Here is a 16,204-nt window from a genome sequence, read left to right as displayed (position 1 = left end):
TGGCAACCTCACGAAAATCGATATTCTTTTGACCCCATCGTTTCCTTAAGAGGAGCATCACACTATGGTTACGTTTCAAGACATCATCCGGCGGCTGACAAGGTTTTGGGAAGAACAGGGCTGTATCCTACAGCAAGGGTATGATCTGGAAGTGGGAGCCGGCACTTTCAATCCGGCCACCTTCTTTCGCTGCTTAGGGCCCGAACCCTACCGCGCGTGCTATGTGGAGCCTTCTCGACGCCCCACTGACGGTCGCTATGGCCTCAATCCAAACAGAGTACAGCACTATTTTCAATTCCAGGTCATGCTCAAGCCGGCCCCTCTCAATATTCAGGAGCTCTATCTCCAATCCCTGGAGGCTGTCGGCTTCAACTTAAAGGAGCACGATGTCCGCTTTGTCCACGATGACTGGGAGTCCCCCACGCTTGGAGCTTCAGGTCTTGGCTGGGAGGTGTGGATGGATGGCATGGAGATCACCCAATTTACCTACTTTCAAAACTGTGGCGGACTTCCCTTGAAGCCCGTCACCGGTGAATTGACCTATGGACTCGAAAGACTTGCCCTCTATATCCAAAAAGTGGAGAGCATTTTTGATATTCAGTGGACCGGAGATATCACCTATGGGGATATTTACCAGCAAAGCGAGTACGAGTGGAGCCGCTACAACTTCGAGGAATCAGATGCCAGACTTTGGCTCCAGCATTTTGACGCCTATGAAAAAGAAGCCTCCCTTCTTGTGGCAAAAGGTCTTGTTATCCCCGCCTACGATTTTGTGATGAAGGCCTCTCACGCGTTCAACATGCTCGATGCTAGAGGCGTGATCTCCGTTACGGAACGAACATCCTATATAGCCCGGGTCAGGCAGCTTGCCTGTGATGTCGCCAAAGCGTATTTGCTATCTCGAGAAAAGCAAAAATTCCCCCTGATGCCCAGGTTCAAGGGGATCAGGGAAGAGGTCCCTGTCAAGTTAACCCCCAAAGAACGACTCCCGGAAGAGTTGATGGACGCTTCAAGCGATGAAAAAATGGACTATCTGCTTGAAATTGGGTCTGAAGAGCTCCCCGCATCCTTCATCGAGCCGGCATTAGAGAGCTTGCAAGGAAAACTGAGGGCGCTCTTTGATAAGGAGAACATACCCTACACGGCCATCGAGATGTATGGCACCCCTAGAAGACTTGCCGCCTGCGTCAAAGGGTTATCGCTCGCAAAACCAGCCCGGACGGAGGAAAGAAAGGGGCCGGCCAAGGAATCCGCTTTTGACGCGGACGGCTCCCTAAAGCCGGCTGGACTAGGATTTTTCAAAGCCGTTGCCGCAAAACCACTTGCCCTACAAGAGATCGCTGCCGGCCGTCACCCTAAAGTCCGGCTCCGGGAGATCGGAGGAAAAGAGTACCTCTTTGCCACAATACAAGAGGATAGCCGCCCCACCACCGATATTTTGATGGAAACCCTGCCGGACATCATCTTAGGGATCGACTTCCCCAAAAAAATGCGCTGGTCGGATCTCGATATCTCTTACGCGCGCCCTCTCCGCTGGATCGTCTCTCTTTTCGGCAATCATATCGTTCCCTTCACTGTCGGGAATATCACGGCCGGAAGGGAGTCGACAGGACACAGCCAGCTTCACCCTTGGGCTTTTGCACTCGTCAAATCCGAAGATTACCTCCCCATCCTTAAAGATCACAAAGTGATCGCCGATATTGCCGAAAGAAAGAAAATCATCGCCAAAAAAATCCGGGAGATCGAGGAGTGTCAGGGAGCTGTTGCGGCAGAGAAGGAAAAAGTCTTAAACCAGGTAGTTAATCTGGTAGAGTGGCCGGAACTTTTAACGGGCACTTTCAAAGCAGAATATTTGAAGGCGCCCACAGAAGTTCTCATTTCTGAAATGGTGGAGCACCAAAAATACTTTCCTCTCATCAAAAAGGACGGAACACTTAAAAGTTGCTTCATCATCACTGCCAACACGCGGCCGACAGATAAAGTAAGAGAAGGCAATGAACGCGCACTATCCCCAAGACTAGCCGATGGCCTGGCACTCTTTGAGGCCGATCTGAAGATTCCCTTGCACGAGTTAAATGAAAGGCTCAAAAGTATCACCTTCCAAAAAGACTTAGGAAGCGTCTTTGCAAAGGTAGAACGCCTCACCAGGCACGCAGCCCTCATCCAGCAAAAGCTTGGCATCAGCACCCCCGAGCAATGCGCCCGAGCCGCTCTTTTATCCAAGTGCGATATCGCCTCCCGGATGGTGTTTGAGTTTCCCGAGCTGCAAGGCACCATGGGGCGCCACTTCGCTTTAGCGCAAGGCGAGACAGCCGAGATTGCCCACGCCATCGAAGAACATTGGATGCCAAAAGGAGAAGCTGCGCCACTACCCTCAACCCCCACAGGGATCGTCATCTCTCTCGCCGAAAAATTTGACAATCTCCTTGGCTCGGCTCTTGTCGGACTGAAGGCGACCTCCTCAAGCGACCCTTACGCCTTGCGCCGTCAGGCTCTCGGCCTGATCAAAATCCTGATCGCAAACTCTTTGAAACTGCCGCTCCGAGAATTGATGCAAGATCTAATCGATCACTTCCCTCTGGAGCTTAGAAAACGAAAGGAAGGCGCCGTCGATGAGGTACTGGAATTTTTGATGAATCGCATACGGACTGTTTTTTTGGAATTCGGCCTCTCCAAGGACGCAATCGAAGCCTCGGCATCGATTGGCTTCAATGACGTCTACGACAGCTTTTTAAAAGCCAAAGCCTTCCAGAACTTCAGAGAAAAAGAGGGGCGCTTTTACAAATTATTTGAAGTCTATAAAAGGGTCAAAGGACAGCTTACCAGCCAAAAGAGCATAAACTTTTCAGAGGCGCTATTAGAAGAGCGGGCGGAGATTGCCCTTCATAAACTTCTGCAAACGACCGAAGAGCCATTTCACTCAGCCGTCTCCTCAGGGCGCTATGACGAAGCCTACAGGATGATCGCGGAAATCCAGCCTGCTCTGGCAACCCTCTTTGACGAAGTGAAAATCATGGCAGAAGATCCAAAAATTCAGGGAAACCGACTTGCTCTTCTCCAGCTTGTGTTTGACCGCTTTAGCAAACTGCTCGACTTCAGTAAAATCAGGGAGTAGCCAAGCTGATTCTTCAATTCTTCTCCAAGGGGCAATTGCGTCATTTTGAGCGGAAACAGCCGGTTATTTTTTTGGAAAGTGTCTCGAGGCCCCTTTACCAACATTTGAGACGCTTTCGTTATAGAATAGGCAAAAACTCACTGATGGCGGCGTTCAAAATCCAAAGCCTCCATGCAATGCTACTCCCGGTGTAAAGCGGCAATAGATTCTATGCCTTCCAAACCCCATAGCAGGCTGACTTATTTCAAGCTGAATAAAGGATTTAAAGTGGCTGGCATGCCTGAATTCATATCCCAAAACCCCCTCTAAAGTTATATTTCCATATTCAGTTGTTCTGCCACCGAATGGCCCACCCATAGGAACTGAAGCGAGATGATATCCTAATCCAGGACCCACGCCATAATAGAGTTGATGTTGTTTTTCTGGCTGAGGATAAAATAAAAACAGACCTTTTAAAGAAGCATAGTTAACGAAGACTACAGAGCCTAGATTCGCTGATAGATCAAACCCATGATTATCTCGCTGAAATCGCGTGCCAATCCCGCAGCTGGGTAAAACAACTGCAGAATTACCCGGAGGATGCGCTGCACCTAACTTGATATAATACAGAGACGATCGTGTTTCTTGATCGGAATGCAGGATAGATGAAATCAAAATCAACAGCAGAAGCAGATTTCTTAAGTTAAACATTTTAATCCTGTTTTTTAGAAAATAAAATACCAAAAAACATACGATACATTCAACTACAAACAATTATATAAAAAGAAAATATCCTCGAAGTCTTTCCACAGCCTCCAGCCTTAAAGCCTGTCCTAAAACTGAAATCGTATGATTCGTGAGCCCTCCGAGCGCACGCATCAAACGAGGAAGCCCCCACATCATCGCCGGAGGCAACCATGACAGAGCGCTATACCGAAAGTATCTCGGAATTTAGCAAGAGGGCTTTGACAAACTTTCGGTATAGCTATCCATAGGGAGCAAGACAGTCCCTGCATAGCGTGGATTAAACAAACGAGAAAGGTGTAAACCGTACCGTCAGAAGAGATGGAAACGATTCAACCTTCCCGCAGAGAATTTCAACTAATCCATCTCACAGTCATGATGTGCATAGGAAATCTACCCTTTCAGGGCAGGAAGCGACCGCTCTTCTTGTCAGGAACCACACACGAAATCTTCCCTCCAAAATAATGGCGTCGCCTGGCAATAAACCGATAGCCGAAGTTGTAGAGACAAGATGGCAGGAAAGAAATTAGCCCCGGCAGGGCAAAGCCGCCCCCGAGCAGCCACAAGACGCGAAAAGCAGCCTTGCCAAGGGTGTGGATTTTTTCATCATTCCCCTGAAAATCCTCGATCAGGATGACGCTATCCAACCCCCTAATTTCCTGAGGAAGGCCCCGAAGAAACTTCTCTGCAGTCTTTCCCTGCAGAGGAGCGAAGAAGAACTTCTTTTTTTTGTCATGGCGCATCACAAACTGCACTGAGAGATCGCAAAAGCCGCAGGTGCCGTCATAGAAAATCAGATGCCACCTCTCACTACTCATTTTCATGAATGCCTCTCTCAGTTTTTATAGCGTTTCTCCGACCCGTCAAGATACCGTATTTTAGGCTCTTGCCTTTTTACTTCCTCGAACTCCTTCAAGAGGCGAAAAGCTTCCTCTTCGCTTAGATGGCCGCTCTGGATCTTGACGCGGATACTCTCGCGCCTGTCCATCCAGCTTCTGTCCAAAAGCTTTTGCATGGCTTCAAAAAAGGAGGGTTCAGCTCGTGAGGGGTCGCCGCTTTTGGAGAGAATTTCCTGCAAAAGGGCTTCCAGTTCGCCATTCTGAAGCGATGTTGAGAACTTGAGCAAATTCATAGTCCCCTGAGAGCTCATCTCATGGATCTTCTGATAAAGCTGGCGGCAGAGGGGGGTGTTAAAGTGATCCTGGGTGATATTTTGCGCAGCAATACTTAAGTGGGTCGGACCCTTCGGCATCAAGAGCAAAAGCCAACGGATAAAATCGGACTCTAAAATGAAATGCGGATCGATCTTGGCAACCCCGGCCAAAGAGGTTCGCTGGTGTAAGAGGACGGGCTTTTTCTCGATCTGCCGCGTGATAAGATTTTCTGGAAGCTTGGCAAGAAAGGAGAGCTTTTTCAAACTCTCATGGATAATGATTTCACTCTCCCATTTGTTGATCATCGAAGCGATCTCGTCGACAACTCTCTTTTTGACTGCCGGAGAACTTAAGTCCGCCCCTTTAGCCATTCTTCGGAACAAAAAGTCCAGATAGTCTTCGGCATCCTCCAGCTTTTTGGCGAAGGCATCCCTGCCCCATTTGCGCATAAAGCTATCAGGGTCTTCCCCCTTTTCCAGCGAAACGACTTTCACTTCCACGCCCATCTTCAAAAAGAGATCGCCCACCTTGGTGGCAGCCTCTCCGCCCGCGTCATCGCCATCAAACGAGAGGTAGACGGTGACAACTCCGAGACGCTGCAGCTCCTTGGCATGCTCTTCACCAAACGCTGTTCCTTGCGAGGCAACCGCAAAGTCGAAACCTTCATCAATTAGGCGCAGGGCGTCGATCTGCCCCTCGACAATGAGTGCTTTTCTCTCTTTGGCGATCCTTCTTCTGGAGTAGTTAAGCCCAAAGAGGAGCTTGGATTTTTTAAACAGCTTAGTCTCGGGGGAGTTGATATATTTGCCTCCGAACGTCCCCTCCTTGAATTTACGTGCGGAAAACCCTATCACATAACCGCTGGGATGGTGGATGGGGAATGTGATCCGGTCAAAGAAAAACTCGCGTCTGGCCGGAGCTTTTGACAAAAGACCCGCTTCTTCGAGCAGATCTCCCGAAAAGCCGCGCTTGTTCATGTAGTTCTGAAAAAGCTTAGGCTCATTGATGGAAAGACCTAAGCGGAACTTCTTGATGAACTTCACGGTAAGCCCCCGCTCCTGGAGATAAAGGGCTGCCTTACGGCCCTCTTCGGTGTGCACCAGCATGAATTCGAAATATTGGCACGCCGACTCCAGCACTTCACGGAGGCGGGCTTTATTCTCTGCTTCCGTCACATCCTCTTTTTCAATCGCGACTAAAGCGACATGGTACCTCTCAGCTAAGCGTTCAACAGCCTCCGTAAAGGAAAGACGCTGGTGCTCGAGCAAAAACTGGATGGCGTCTCCATGGGCTCCGCAGCCAAAGCAGTGGTAGTGGCCATCGCTTTTATCTAAGATAAAAGAAGGGGTCTTCTCGTCATGGAATGGGCAAAGCGCTTTATAGACTGCCCCCTGTTTTTTCACCTCGATATGCTGGGAAACAACATCGACAATATCGACTTTATTCCTCAGATTCTCAAGGCTCTCTCTGCTGTATAGAGCCATTAAACCCTCAGTAATAGAAACTTACTTCCCGTTGAATTTTCCACTTCAAATTCTTACGGGGATTATATTGAAGCGAATTATAGCAGCATCAGCCAATATCTGCTTAAAAAAGCTGCCCTCCCCCCACTTTCTTGAGAGATTTTGAGCAAAACAAATATTGGATTCAATCAAGGAGCGAGGGTGCGCAAGCACCCACATACTCCAATACTATAATAACACATGCAAGAGACCGAAGCTCATTAGCGGCCTCGGATTGTGGATTTTCCGCAAAACATTGACAAACAACACTATTAAAGTTGACAATCCTCAACTGAAGATTTTTAGTTAAACAGCCGCTCCCAAGGAAAATATGAACCCGATTCATCACACTCCCCCCCTTCAAAATCAAAGACCTTTAAAAAGGAGCCATCACGAAAGTCCTCCCAGAAGAATTTCTGATGAAAGCAATACAACGGAATGGGACAGCAATCCTCTCCCCCGGATGGAAGATGATCACGAGCCTCCCCCTCTTAACTCCAAAAGGGCGAAGTGCCTTTATGCCGATGATAACAAGCTCTTGAGGACGATGATGAGCAAAATGCTCGCTACGCTTGATATCGAAGCGGATATTGCCAACGAGGGAAATGAGGCCTTCGAGCTGTTGAATAAAAACAGAGGTCAATACAGCTTCACGATCTTCGATATGGAGATGGGAGAAGGAGAGATGAACGGTCACATTGCCATCAAGCGCTGGAGACAGAAAGAAGAAGAGAGCAAGATGGAGGCTCTTCCAATGTATATTTTAACAGCCAACAGCGATCAGTCCATGAAATCGAACTGCCTCACATGCGGCGCCACCGATGTCTTGTCAAAACCCATATCCCGAGAGAAGCTGAAAGAGATTGTAAAGAAGCATCTGCCGCCAACACTTCCGGAAAGGCACTCCTCATCCTTGCACGCGAACAAATCGAATTAACGCATCAGCGCATCCATGAAGTCGTCATCTCTTTTGCTTGGCCAATAAGACTCGTCGTCATCGCTGGAGACGTCGCGTACTTTGCTGTCTTGGTAAATCGAATTGTAGGGATAGTAGCGTTTATAAGGATCATATCCTGCCGGCCTATCTCTCTCGCAGCAACCGGAATCGCTCTCTTCCCCGCGCTCGCATCGCTTGCAGTCCGCACCATCGTGTGCGGCCAGCGGTTCTACGTAAGCGGCAAACATCACCGAAAGACAAGGAAAGAAAATATAGCGCACTGGGGTCACCACCTTTTAAAGATGCTCACTGTTAAACACTTAAAAAATTTCTTTAGTCAACAAACCGCATCATCCCCTTTTTTCCCATTCGTTGCAAGCGCCAAAAAAACGATGCACAGCAGCAAGCGGATGTGCTACTCTTTTTTTACCTTTTGTCTGGGGCATTGATCAATTAAAAAAACGGATAACTTCCCATAGATATGGAAGAGCTAGTCGGCACTATAGAACGAATCACTTACCAAAGCCCTGAAACAGGCTATACTGTCTTGCAGCTGCTCGTCAAAAAGGCAACCAAACCGTTAACCGTCGTCGGCACCATGCTTTCAGTGCAGTGCGGTGAGACGATCCGAGTCAAAGGTTTCTACAAAAGCCACCTTGTGCATGGCAGGCAGTTCGAAGCGAAAGAGCACGCCGTCGAAATGCCCCAGGACATTACCGGAATCACCAAATACCTAGGCTCCGGACTCATCAAAGGCATTGGGCCTGTGTTCGCAACCCGTATCGTGGACGCGTTCGGCGAAGAGACTCTCAGCATCATTGACAACACTCCTGAACGTCTGCTAGAGGTTCAGGGAGTGGGCGAGAAAAGGCTGAAAGCAATCAACGCGTGCTGGTCTGAGCAGAAGAGCATCCGCGAGCTGATGATTTTTTTGCAGACCTACAGCATCAGTCCCTCTTTTGCCTTCAGGATATTCCGTACTTTTGGGGCGGAATCGATTCAGAAAGTTAAAGAAAACCCCTATCTTTTGGCGCGGGAGATTGTTGGAATCGGCTTTAAAAGCGCCGATTCGATCGCCACTAAAATTGGGATCAGTAAACAGTCGCCTCTGCGCATCGAATCAGGCATCCACCATGTCCTGTTCGAAGCCGCCGAAGGAGGGCACAGCTGCCTTCCCGTCAGTCATTTCCTTCCCGTGGCCGAGGCCATGCTTGAGGTGGACCGGTCAATTATCGATCAAACCATGCAGGCTCTTGCCAAAGAAAAGAAGCTGATGATCCAAGATCTGCCAGTCGAGGGCAATCCGGAGCCGTATGTTTGGACACCCTCTTATTTTCTTTCCGAGGCAGGCATCTCCAAAGAGCTGAGGCGTCTTCTATCGGCTCTCTCGAACTTGCGCTCTGTCGATAAGGAAAAGGCCCTTGAATGGGTTCAGAAAAAGCTATCGATTGAACTTGCCGCCAAGCAAAAGGAAGCTGTCAGCGCAGTTCTTAGCGACAAAGTCCACATTATCACCGGCGGTCCAGGAACAGGAAAAAGCACTATTACAAAAGCCATCTTGGCCATTTTGTCCCATTTAACCGAAAAAATCGTCCTGGCAGCACCGACGGGGCGCGCCGCAAAGCGGTTATCTGAAATTACCGGAAGAGGGGCCAAAACAATACACAGTCTGCTGGAGTTTGACTTCTCTCAAGGGGGCTTTAAAAGAAACCGCAAAAACCCCTTGGATGCCGAGCTTATCATAGTCGATGAATCCAGCATGATCGACACGCTTTTGATGTACCAGCTTCTCAAGGCTATCCCTGACGAGGCGCGTCTTGTGCTCGTCGGCGACATCAACCAGTTGCCAAGCGTGGGCGCTGGAAACGTTTTGAAAGATCTGATCGCTTCAAGAGCCATTTCAGTCACGCATCTCAACGAAATTTTCCGCCAGGCGCAAGGATCCAGAATCGTCACGAACGCCCACAAGATAAACGAAGGGATCTACCCTGATATTCAAAACAGGAGTGGAAGCGACTTCTATTTCATCGAGGCCAAAGAACCGGAGGATGTTCTTAAAGAAATCATCACCTTAGTTGTCGACAGGCTCCCGCAAAAGTTTGGGTTCAAAGCACGGGAGGAGATTCAAGTGCTTTCTCCAATGAAAAAAGGGGTCGTTGGGACATACAGCCTAAACGAGGTTCTTCAGGGTGAGTTGAACAAATCCGACAAAAGCCTTATTCGCCAGGGAGCAACTTTCAAAGAAGGCGACAAGGTGATGCAGATGCGCAACAACTACAAAAAGGAAGTCTATAACGGCGACATCGGCTATATCCAATCGATTGACGCCATTGAAAAGGAAGTTATTGTCGCCTTTGATGACAAACCTATCACCTACGACTTCATGGAACTCGACGAACTCATGCTCGCCTATGCCGTCTCTGTGCATAAATATCAGGGCAGCGAATGCCCCTGCATCGTGATGCCCATTCACACAACCCACTTCAAGCTGCTGACCCGCAACCTGCTTTACACTGGAGTCACCAGAGGCAAAAAGTTAGTTGTCTTGGTCGGTTCAAAAAAAGCTCTCGCCATCGCTGTGCACAATGATGAGGTGAAGATGCGCCACACTGGACTTAAACAGGCGATGACAGCCCTCCATTTTCATAAGCTATGAGACGAAAGAAAGGAAAATCCGGCCTCTTTCTCGGCCTCTTCGTCACCTTCTTGCTCCTGATTCTTGAACTCTCCTATGAGACGCTTAATACTTATGAACCGGAGCAGGCGGAGCCCCCCAAATTACTTTCCGCACAGCTCGGCGACGACCTAACACAAACGATTCTCTCGGCCATTGGATCCGCAAAGGAGTCCGTACACCTCTCGGTTTTCAATCTTTCAGATCATAAAGTGATCAGCGCCCTGAACAAAAAGGCCGCCGAGGGTGTGCCGGTATTTCTCTACACCGATGCTAACGCTTCATGGCAAGGAATTAAATCCCTTAAAAAAAACATCCGTGTCCACCTCTGGAAAAAGGGTGCTCTGATGCACCAAAAAATTCTCTTGATTGACCAAAATGCCGTCTATCTCGGGTCGGCCAATTTTTCGTGGAGATCGCTGAACATACACAGAAATTTGGTACTTGCCTTCAAAAGCCCGGATGCTGCCAACTTTCTTTTGACACACCTTGAAAACTCTGATAAGGGAAAAGAATTTCAAGAGGAGTTCAGTAAAATGATTGTTGTCGGCGGCCAACGGGCTAAACTCATCCTATTTCCTTCCAAACAGGACAAAGTCAGGGAAGTTCAAAAGTTGATTGACGGGGCAAAAAAAACGATTCGGATCGCGATGTATACGTGGACTCGGGAAGACTTCGCCCAATCGTGTGCCAAAGCAAAACAGCGGGGCGTCGATGTGGAAGTGGTGCTCGACAGATCCGTCATCCAAAGAACGCCAAACCCTGTAATACAAGCACTTGTAAAGGGGCGTGTGCCAACCCTGATCTATCAGGGCCCCGGGCTTTTACACCATAAGTTCCTCTATGTCGATAGCACTAAACTATTGACCGGATCTGCGAACTGGACCAAGGCCGCATTTACCCAAAATCGCGAATCGAATATCTTACTTGAGGAACTAACCCCAGAACAAAAAGAGACGTTGGAAAAGCTATGGCAGGATCTGAAACAGGAATCAAAACTTCTCCAATGAAAATCGCACTGATAGGCTACGGAAAGATGGGACGAGCGATCGAATCCCTCGCGATGGAAAAAGGGATTGACGTCACCGGAAAAGTCGACCCCCTCACCCCCTTCAAAGACATCTTCCCGCAAACCCTTCAGCAAGCCGACGTCTGCCTGGATTTCAGCCACCCCGACAGCGTCAAAGAAAATATCCGGGAAGCTGCGGCGCTCGGAAAGTGCCTCGTTGTAGGCACCACAGGGTGGTATGACCAGATACCGGAAGTTAAAAGAATTGTCAAGGCATCCAACATAGGCCTTATCTACTCGCCCAATTTCTCCCTGGGAGTCAATCTGTTCGTCAAGCTGGCCGCGAAAGCCGCCGAACTCTTCAACCCATTCCCCGAGTTTGATATCGGAGGTTTTGAGATACATCACAACCAAAAAGCCGATCTTCCCTCAGGAACCGCGGAACTTGTCTGCGAGACGCTCCTTAAACATGCTCCAAGGAAGCAGTCAGTCGTTTATGGCTCCAAGAAAATTAAAGATCCGGAGCGGGAGATACACTACCCCTCGCTAAGAATCGGCCACGTCCCCGGTACGCATGAAGTCATCTTCGACTCTCCCGCCGAGACGGTAACCATCTCCTGCGTGTCGAGAAACCGGCAAAGCTTTGCCATGGGTGCGCTGCTGGCAGCAAGCTGGATCAGGGACCGCAAAGGATTTTTCACCTTTGACGATATCATCAACCAGATTTTGAAGGACAAACATGGGATTCATTAAAGGCGTTATCACAGCACTTGCCACCCCATTTGATCAAAATGGCGAAATTAATCTGGATGCTTTCAGGACACATATCCGCCTGCAAAAACAAGCGCAAGTGGCAGGCATCGCCATTTTAGGAACCACCGGCGAGGCGCCCACATTAACCCATGAAGAGCGGTCTATTCTCATCAAAGTGGCAAAAGAAGAGACGCAAGGATCGCTTCACCTGATGGTGGGAACGGGATCATATTCCACCCGATCGGCCATCCAAATGACTTCCGAAGCCTTCGAGATGGGAGCCGACTCAGCGCTCGTCGTCGCACCCTACTACAACAAGCCCCCTCAGGAAGGTCTTTGCCGCCATTTTCAGGAGATAGCAAGACAATCACGCGGCCCGATTGTCATCTACAATATTCCCGGCAGATGCATGGTCAACGTCGATAACAGCACCATCATGCAGCTTCTGGATGAACAAAACGTCGCTGCCATTAAAGAGTGCACGGGAAATGTCCCACAAGCGCAGGAGCTCATATTCAAAGCAAAGCAAAAAAGACCCGACGTCTCCATTCTCTCCGGCGATGACAGCGGTGCAATCCCCTTGATTGCTATGGGAGGAGATGGCCTGATCTCCGTTGCGAGCAACATTATCCCCAAAGAGATCGTCCTGATGACCACGTACGCCCTCACGAGCCGCTTCAAAGAAGCAAGAGAAATCTTGGCCAAATATTTCCCCCTCATCCAATCTCTTTTTATAAAAACCAATCCCATCCCCCTTAAATGCGCTATGAACATGATGGGACTCATGGCCGGCCCTGTAAGACTACCTTTAACAGACCTCTCTCAACCACTTGTAAACGAACTTAAAAAAGAACTAGAAACCCTCCACCTCATTAAACAGCATGGTAAAAGCCAATCCGCACCTCAAGAACTTAAAAGGGAGCTATCTTTTTCCCGAGATTGAAAAAAGAAAGCGCCTTTTCTTAGAATCCAATCCAGGCAAGAGCCTCATCAGTCTAGGGATTGGAGATACGACAACCCCTCTGCCGCGAAGCATCGTTGAAGCCATCAGTGCTGCATCCGAAGAGATGGGGCAGGAAAAGGGGTACTCCGGTTATGGACCATCTTTCGGCCTTCAGGAACTTCGGCAAAAGATCGCCCAAGTCATCTACAAAGGAGTCGTCAAACCGGATGAAATCATCATATCCGATGGCTGTAAACCCGACATTGCCCGCGTCTTAATGCTCTTTAACAAGCAGGCTAAAATCGGCATACAAGATCCCGCTTACCCTGTCTATGTCGATGCAAGCGTCATCACAGGACAAGGAGGCCCCTTCGACGAAGGTAAGGGCATCTACTCCCAACTGCATTATATCCCCTGCCCCGAAAAAAACGGGTTTGTTCCGGATATCGACTCTTGTCCGCCGCTCGATGTCATCACGATCATCTCGCCCAACAATCCCACCGGGGTAGTATATACTAAAGAAGAGCTCAAGAGAGTTGTCGACTTTGCAAAGAAGCACAAAAGCGTCATTCTCTTCGACGCAGCCTACAGTAGCTATATCCAAGGAGAAAGCCTGCCCAGGTCCATATTCGAGATCGAAGGGGCTAAAGAGGTAGCGATAGAGCTTAACTCATTCTCGAAGATGGCCGGATTTTCGGGACTCCGCCTCGGTTGGACAGTCGTTCCGAGCGAACTTCACTATGAAGACGGCACAGCGGTCAAAAAGGATTTTGAGAGAATCATAAGCACCTGTTTCAACGGTGCCTCGATCATCACGCAGAAGGGTGGAATCGCGGCGTTGTCTGAGAAAGGAATGCAAGAGCTGGCCCTAATTAGAAAAGGCTACCTTGAAAACGCCGCCCTCTTGAAGAAGGGGCTTGAGTCGCTTCACTTTCATTGCTATGGCGGCGATCACGCCCCTTACGTCTTTGCGAGAAAGGACGGAGGTAAATCATGGGAGCTGTTCGACAAATTCCTGAACCAAGGCGGACTGATCACGACACCCGGTAGCGGCTTTGGGCCTTCAGGGGAAGGGTATCTTCGCTTCAGCGCTTTTGCAAAACACGATGAGATTATCGAAGCTGTCTCGCGGCTTAAAAGTATTGTATAACCCGAAAGCGCCTCAAATTTTGAACCCCTTTCGGTATATCGTCACGGCTTGTGGACTTAAAGCCCACAAGCCGGCGTACTGAGCGCACTTAAGTGGGCGTTCTGGACGTGATCTGCATTCTTTGAAATCCGGACCAAATGACGCCTGGAAGCTTTCCTTTTTTGATCTGCCGGTGCAGCTGGGAAGGCAAGTGGATGTGGTGATACACTTTGTTTCCATCCAGTTCAAATCCTTGATGGAAGGGGCTTTTCTCCACACTTTTCTTCACTTTTTTCCCGTTGTCATCTTCAATGACCAGTCCTCTTGCCGAGCCGAGTAAACTGGCGGTCGTACCGACTAGCGCGTCCTGCATCCCTTGTGGCAGATCCTTGAAAATTCCGATCAGCGAATCGAGTGGTTCAACGGCTCCGGCATCCACAAGTGGTGCTATAAACAGGTGGGGCGTTTGATTACAGGCGCCTTTCTTACAAAAGGCCCTGTCAGCCCAATCCTGCACTGTATAAGCGCAGTTCTCCCAAGCAAACTGGAATACGAGATTGCCTTCACGCCCTTTTTGGATATCGGTCCTTATCTGCTCTAAGTACTTTCTTCCTTTGGCTTCACTCACAATCCTAGGATGCGCTGCCTGCTGTCTGATGCCAGAATAGCTCGGGTTAGGATCAGGATAGACAATTTCCGCGGGCACGGTATTGCTGACGAAACTTAAGAACTCAAGCGCTCCCTGAGGAAAGCGCGTGGCGTACTTACCGAACGGATAATAGCCATACGTGCCATCTCCCTTAGGTATCGCCACTTCGCAATACCCGTGGCAGTCGTCGATGCGGAGGCGGTCATTTTGTTTGGCGGCAAGCGAAACGACAACCCACTCACCATCTTGAATATCCCTCTTAAGATCGAATCGCTTCTTCAGCTCCTCTTTGGTGAGCGTCTCGAACTCCGGCAGATTTTCCCACCAGTTCGGTTGCGTCAAATTCACAGGTTCCCACTCTTGTTTCAGCTCATTGTAAGAGGCCATTTTATGATAGTTCCAGCGGATAAAGCCATTTGGGCCAGTAAAATAGTAATCGCCCGGACCGTAATTTTTGTTGTACATATCTTTAAAAATCGCCTCGACCGTATTTTGGTGGCCATCACCAAAAATCACGGTCGCCTTGGGATCCAAAACGGAAAATTCCATTCCGTCAAACGGCATCGTCACTGTCTTACTACGTTCAGCTCCCTGGACGGAAATCTTGAGCGGCACGTTATAGGCGAACCGTCCTATCGAACCGCAGATATAAGAGGCTTTGAGCCTTTTCGAAAGTTCCGGGTATTCGATATATACATCCGGAGGATTTAAGTAGCGGATGGTTGCGCTGAAGTACTCCTCCCTTAAAACCGGATCCTTCTCCAGCATTCTGACAAATTGAGGATAGCAGGCAACTTCTTTCAGCCTTTTGAGATCTTCTTCATGAAGGTTTTTATCATCCCCGGCAAACTGCCACAACTTTTCCTTATAACCCTTGGCTAGCTCTGAAACTTTTGAAAACGCGTCGGAATCAGGCTCAGGTTTCTTATCCCACCCGCCATGTTCTTCACCGATCCGGTATTTCAATGCAGTAATCTTTCTTTTAAGAAGGTTTTTTTCAGAAACTCCGTCGTACATGCTGGAGTCTTTAATTGCTTTTCTGGCTGCCGCAGCCACCTTCAGAACGATTCGCAACTTTTTTCCGGGCTGTTCCAGCTTAAGCGGCTCCTGCTCTATTGCATCGAATACTTTGTGAACCGCACTGGCGATATTTTTTAGCCGAGGAGTGTCTAAATCAAACAGCCAGCGTATGATACGCATGAACCAGCCCTCTACGTACCAATGGCCCGATTTAGTCACATTCACCTGCTGGCCGGTCCGCAAAGCGTAGGAAAACTCTTTAAGACTTTCATCTATCTTCAACATTCGAATCCTTTAATTAACTAATATAAATACAGGACTAAAAAACGGTTTATTATACACCACCTCCATTTTTGGATATACCGAAATAAACTCAAAATTTGAGATCTTGAGCACGTTTCAGCATCATTTTTTCATCTCTTTACAGAGAGTTGCTGCGACTCCCACGAAATTTTTATTTACTTCCAAGAGCCGTCCTGAAAGGGCGCCTACAAGATCGATTCATTGCACCACGCTGACGTATACCAAAAGAGTTTCAAAAATTGTTTTTCAGCAAAGAGGAGGCTCCCCAAGATTGAAAGATCACAAGTCACCTA

At 48.7% G+C, this 16,204-nt stretch carries 12 protein-coding genes; 7 read left to right on the top strand and 5 right to left on the bottom strand.

The features are described 5' to 3' along the window. The first annotated feature begins 64 nt into the window (after positions 1–64). A complete protein-coding gene (gene glyS, locus ELAC_RS10900) occupies positions 65–3,115 on the top strand; it encodes a glycine--tRNA ligase subunit beta (RefSeq protein ID WP_098039323.1) in 3,051 nt (1,016 codons plus the stop codon). A gap of 153 nt (positions 3,116–3,268) precedes the next feature. On the opposite strand, the gene ELAC_RS10895 is transcribed toward glyS, so the two are convergent. The 3 genes from ELAC_RS10895 to dnaG form a co-directional block, all read right to left on the bottom strand. Continuing rightward, positions 3,269–3,805 carry a hypothetical protein gene (locus ELAC_RS10895; protein WP_098039322.1) on the bottom strand — a complete coding sequence of 179 codons (537 nt, stop codon included), beginning with the start codon at positions 3,803–3,805 and terminating at the stop codon, positions 3,269–3,271. Between the two features lie 434 nt (positions 3,806–4,239). Further along, positions 4,240–4,662, bottom strand: coding sequence for a thiol-disulfide oxidoreductase DCC family protein (locus ELAC_RS10890; protein WP_098039321.1), 423 nt, complete (start codon positions 4,660–4,662; stop codon positions 4,240–4,242). An 11-nt stretch (positions 4,663–4,673) separates the two neighbouring features. Then, on the bottom strand, positions 4,674–6,476 hold the full coding sequence (gene dnaG, locus ELAC_RS10885; protein WP_098039320.1) for a DNA primase: 1,803 nt from the start codon (positions 6,474–6,476) through the stop codon (positions 4,674–4,676). A 349-nt stretch (positions 6,477–6,825) separates the two neighbouring features. Here dnaG and ELAC_RS10880 point away from each other — a divergent pair, with 349 nt between their 5' ends. After that, positions 6,826–7,431, top strand: coding sequence for a response regulator (locus ELAC_RS10880; protein ID WP_098039319.1), 606 nt, complete (start codon positions 6,826–6,828; stop codon positions 7,429–7,431). On the opposite strand, the gene ELAC_RS10875 is transcribed toward ELAC_RS10880, so the two are convergent. Beyond that, positions 7,428–7,712 (bottom strand): hypothetical protein, encoded by a 285-nt coding sequence (locus tag ELAC_RS10875; RefSeq protein ID WP_098039318.1) that lies wholly within the window; start codon positions 7,710–7,712, stop codon positions 7,428–7,430. The two genes, ELAC_RS10880 and ELAC_RS10875, sit on opposite strands and share 4 nt — an antisense overlap. Before the next feature lie 200 nt (positions 7,713–7,912). Here ELAC_RS10875 and recD2 point away from each other — a divergent pair, with 200 nt between their 5' ends. From recD2 to ELAC_RS10850, 5 genes are read left to right on the top strand one after another with little or no spacing between them, the layout of a single operon-like run. Further along, on the top strand, positions 7,913–10,087 hold the full coding sequence (gene recD2, locus ELAC_RS10870; protein ID WP_098039317.1) for an SF1B family DNA helicase RecD2: 2,175 nt from the start codon (positions 7,913–7,915) through the stop codon (positions 10,085–10,087). After that, complete coding sequence (locus tag ELAC_RS10865; RefSeq protein WP_098039316.1) at positions 10,084–11,115, top strand: phospholipase D-like domain-containing protein; 1,032 nt, start codon at positions 10,084–10,086, stop codon at positions 11,113–11,115. The genes recD2 and ELAC_RS10865 overlap by 4 nt, the downstream gene beginning before the upstream one ends. Then, complete coding sequence (gene dapB, locus ELAC_RS10860) at positions 11,076–11,867, top strand: 4-hydroxy-tetrahydrodipicolinate reductase (RefSeq protein WP_098039315.1); 792 nt, start codon at positions 11,076–11,078, stop codon at positions 11,865–11,867. The genes ELAC_RS10865 and dapB overlap by 40 nt, the downstream gene beginning before the upstream one ends. Next, a complete protein-coding gene (gene dapA, locus ELAC_RS10855; protein WP_098039314.1) occupies positions 11,854–12,810 on the top strand; it encodes a 4-hydroxy-tetrahydrodipicolinate synthase in 957 nt (318 codons plus the stop codon). The genes dapB and dapA overlap by 14 nt, the downstream gene beginning before the upstream one ends. After that, positions 12,749–13,960: an LL-diaminopimelate aminotransferase gene (locus tag ELAC_RS10850; RefSeq protein WP_098039313.1), complete on the top strand. Its 1,212-nt coding sequence runs from the start codon at positions 12,749–12,751 to the stop codon at positions 13,958–13,960. Before dapA ends, ELAC_RS10850 begins: the two co-directional genes overlap by 62 nt. 88 nt (positions 13,961–14,048) lie before the next feature. Here the strand turns inward: ELAC_RS10850 and ELAC_RS10845 are convergent, their stop codons facing one another. Beyond that, entirely contained in the window at positions 14,049–15,893 is a 1,845-nt protein-coding gene (locus ELAC_RS10845) for a hypothetical protein (RefSeq protein WP_098039312.1), read from the bottom strand. Positions 15,894–16,204: the final 311 nt, after the last annotated feature.

Source organism: Estrella lausannensis (assembly GCF_900000175.1).
Taxonomy (GTDB): Bacteria; Chlamydiota; Chlamydiia; order Chlamydiales; family Criblamydiaceae; genus Estrella; species Estrella lausannensis.
The sequence above is the reverse complement of the archived record's forward strand: the minus strand, read 5'-3'. Positions and strand labels throughout refer to the sequence as shown.

Coding starts and splice junctions, on each gene's coding strand:
- dapA (WP_098039314.1), top strand. CDS start 11,854: ATGGGATTCATTAAAGGCGTTATCACAGCACTTGCCACCCCATTTGAT.
- dapB (WP_098039315.1), top strand. CDS start 11,076: ATGGCAGGATCTGAAACAGGAATCAAAACTTCTCCAATGAAAATCGCA.
- ELAC_RS10890 (WP_098039321.1), bottom strand. CDS start 4,662: ATGAAAATGAGTAGTGAGAGGTGGCATCTGATTTTCTATGACGGCACC.
- ELAC_RS10895 (WP_098039322.1), bottom strand. CDS start 3,805: ATGTTTAACTTAAGAAATCTGCTTCTGCTGTTGATTTTGATTTCATCT.
- ELAC_RS10850 (WP_098039313.1), top strand. CDS start 12,749: ATGGTAAAAGCCAATCCGCACCTCAAGAACTTAAAAGGGAGCTATCTT.
- ELAC_RS10845 (WP_098039312.1), bottom strand. CDS start 15,893: ATGTTGAAGATAGATGAAAGTCTTAAAGAGTTTTCCTACGCTTTGCGG.
- ELAC_RS10880 (WP_098039319.1), top strand. CDS start 6,826: ATGAACCCGATTCATCACACTCCCCCCCTTCAAAATCAAAGACCTTTA.
- recD2 (WP_098039317.1), top strand. CDS start 7,913: ATGGAAGAGCTAGTCGGCACTATAGAACGAATCACTTACCAAAGCCCT.
- dnaG (WP_098039320.1), bottom strand. CDS start 6,476: ATGGCTCTATACAGCAGAGAGAGCCTTGAGAATCTGAGGAATAAAGTC.
- glyS (WP_098039323.1), top strand. CDS start 65: ATGGTTACGTTTCAAGACATCATCCGGCGGCTGACAAGGTTTTGGGAA.
- ELAC_RS10865 (WP_098039316.1), top strand. CDS start 10,084: ATGAGACGAAAGAAAGGAAAATCCGGCCTCTTTCTCGGCCTCTTCGTC.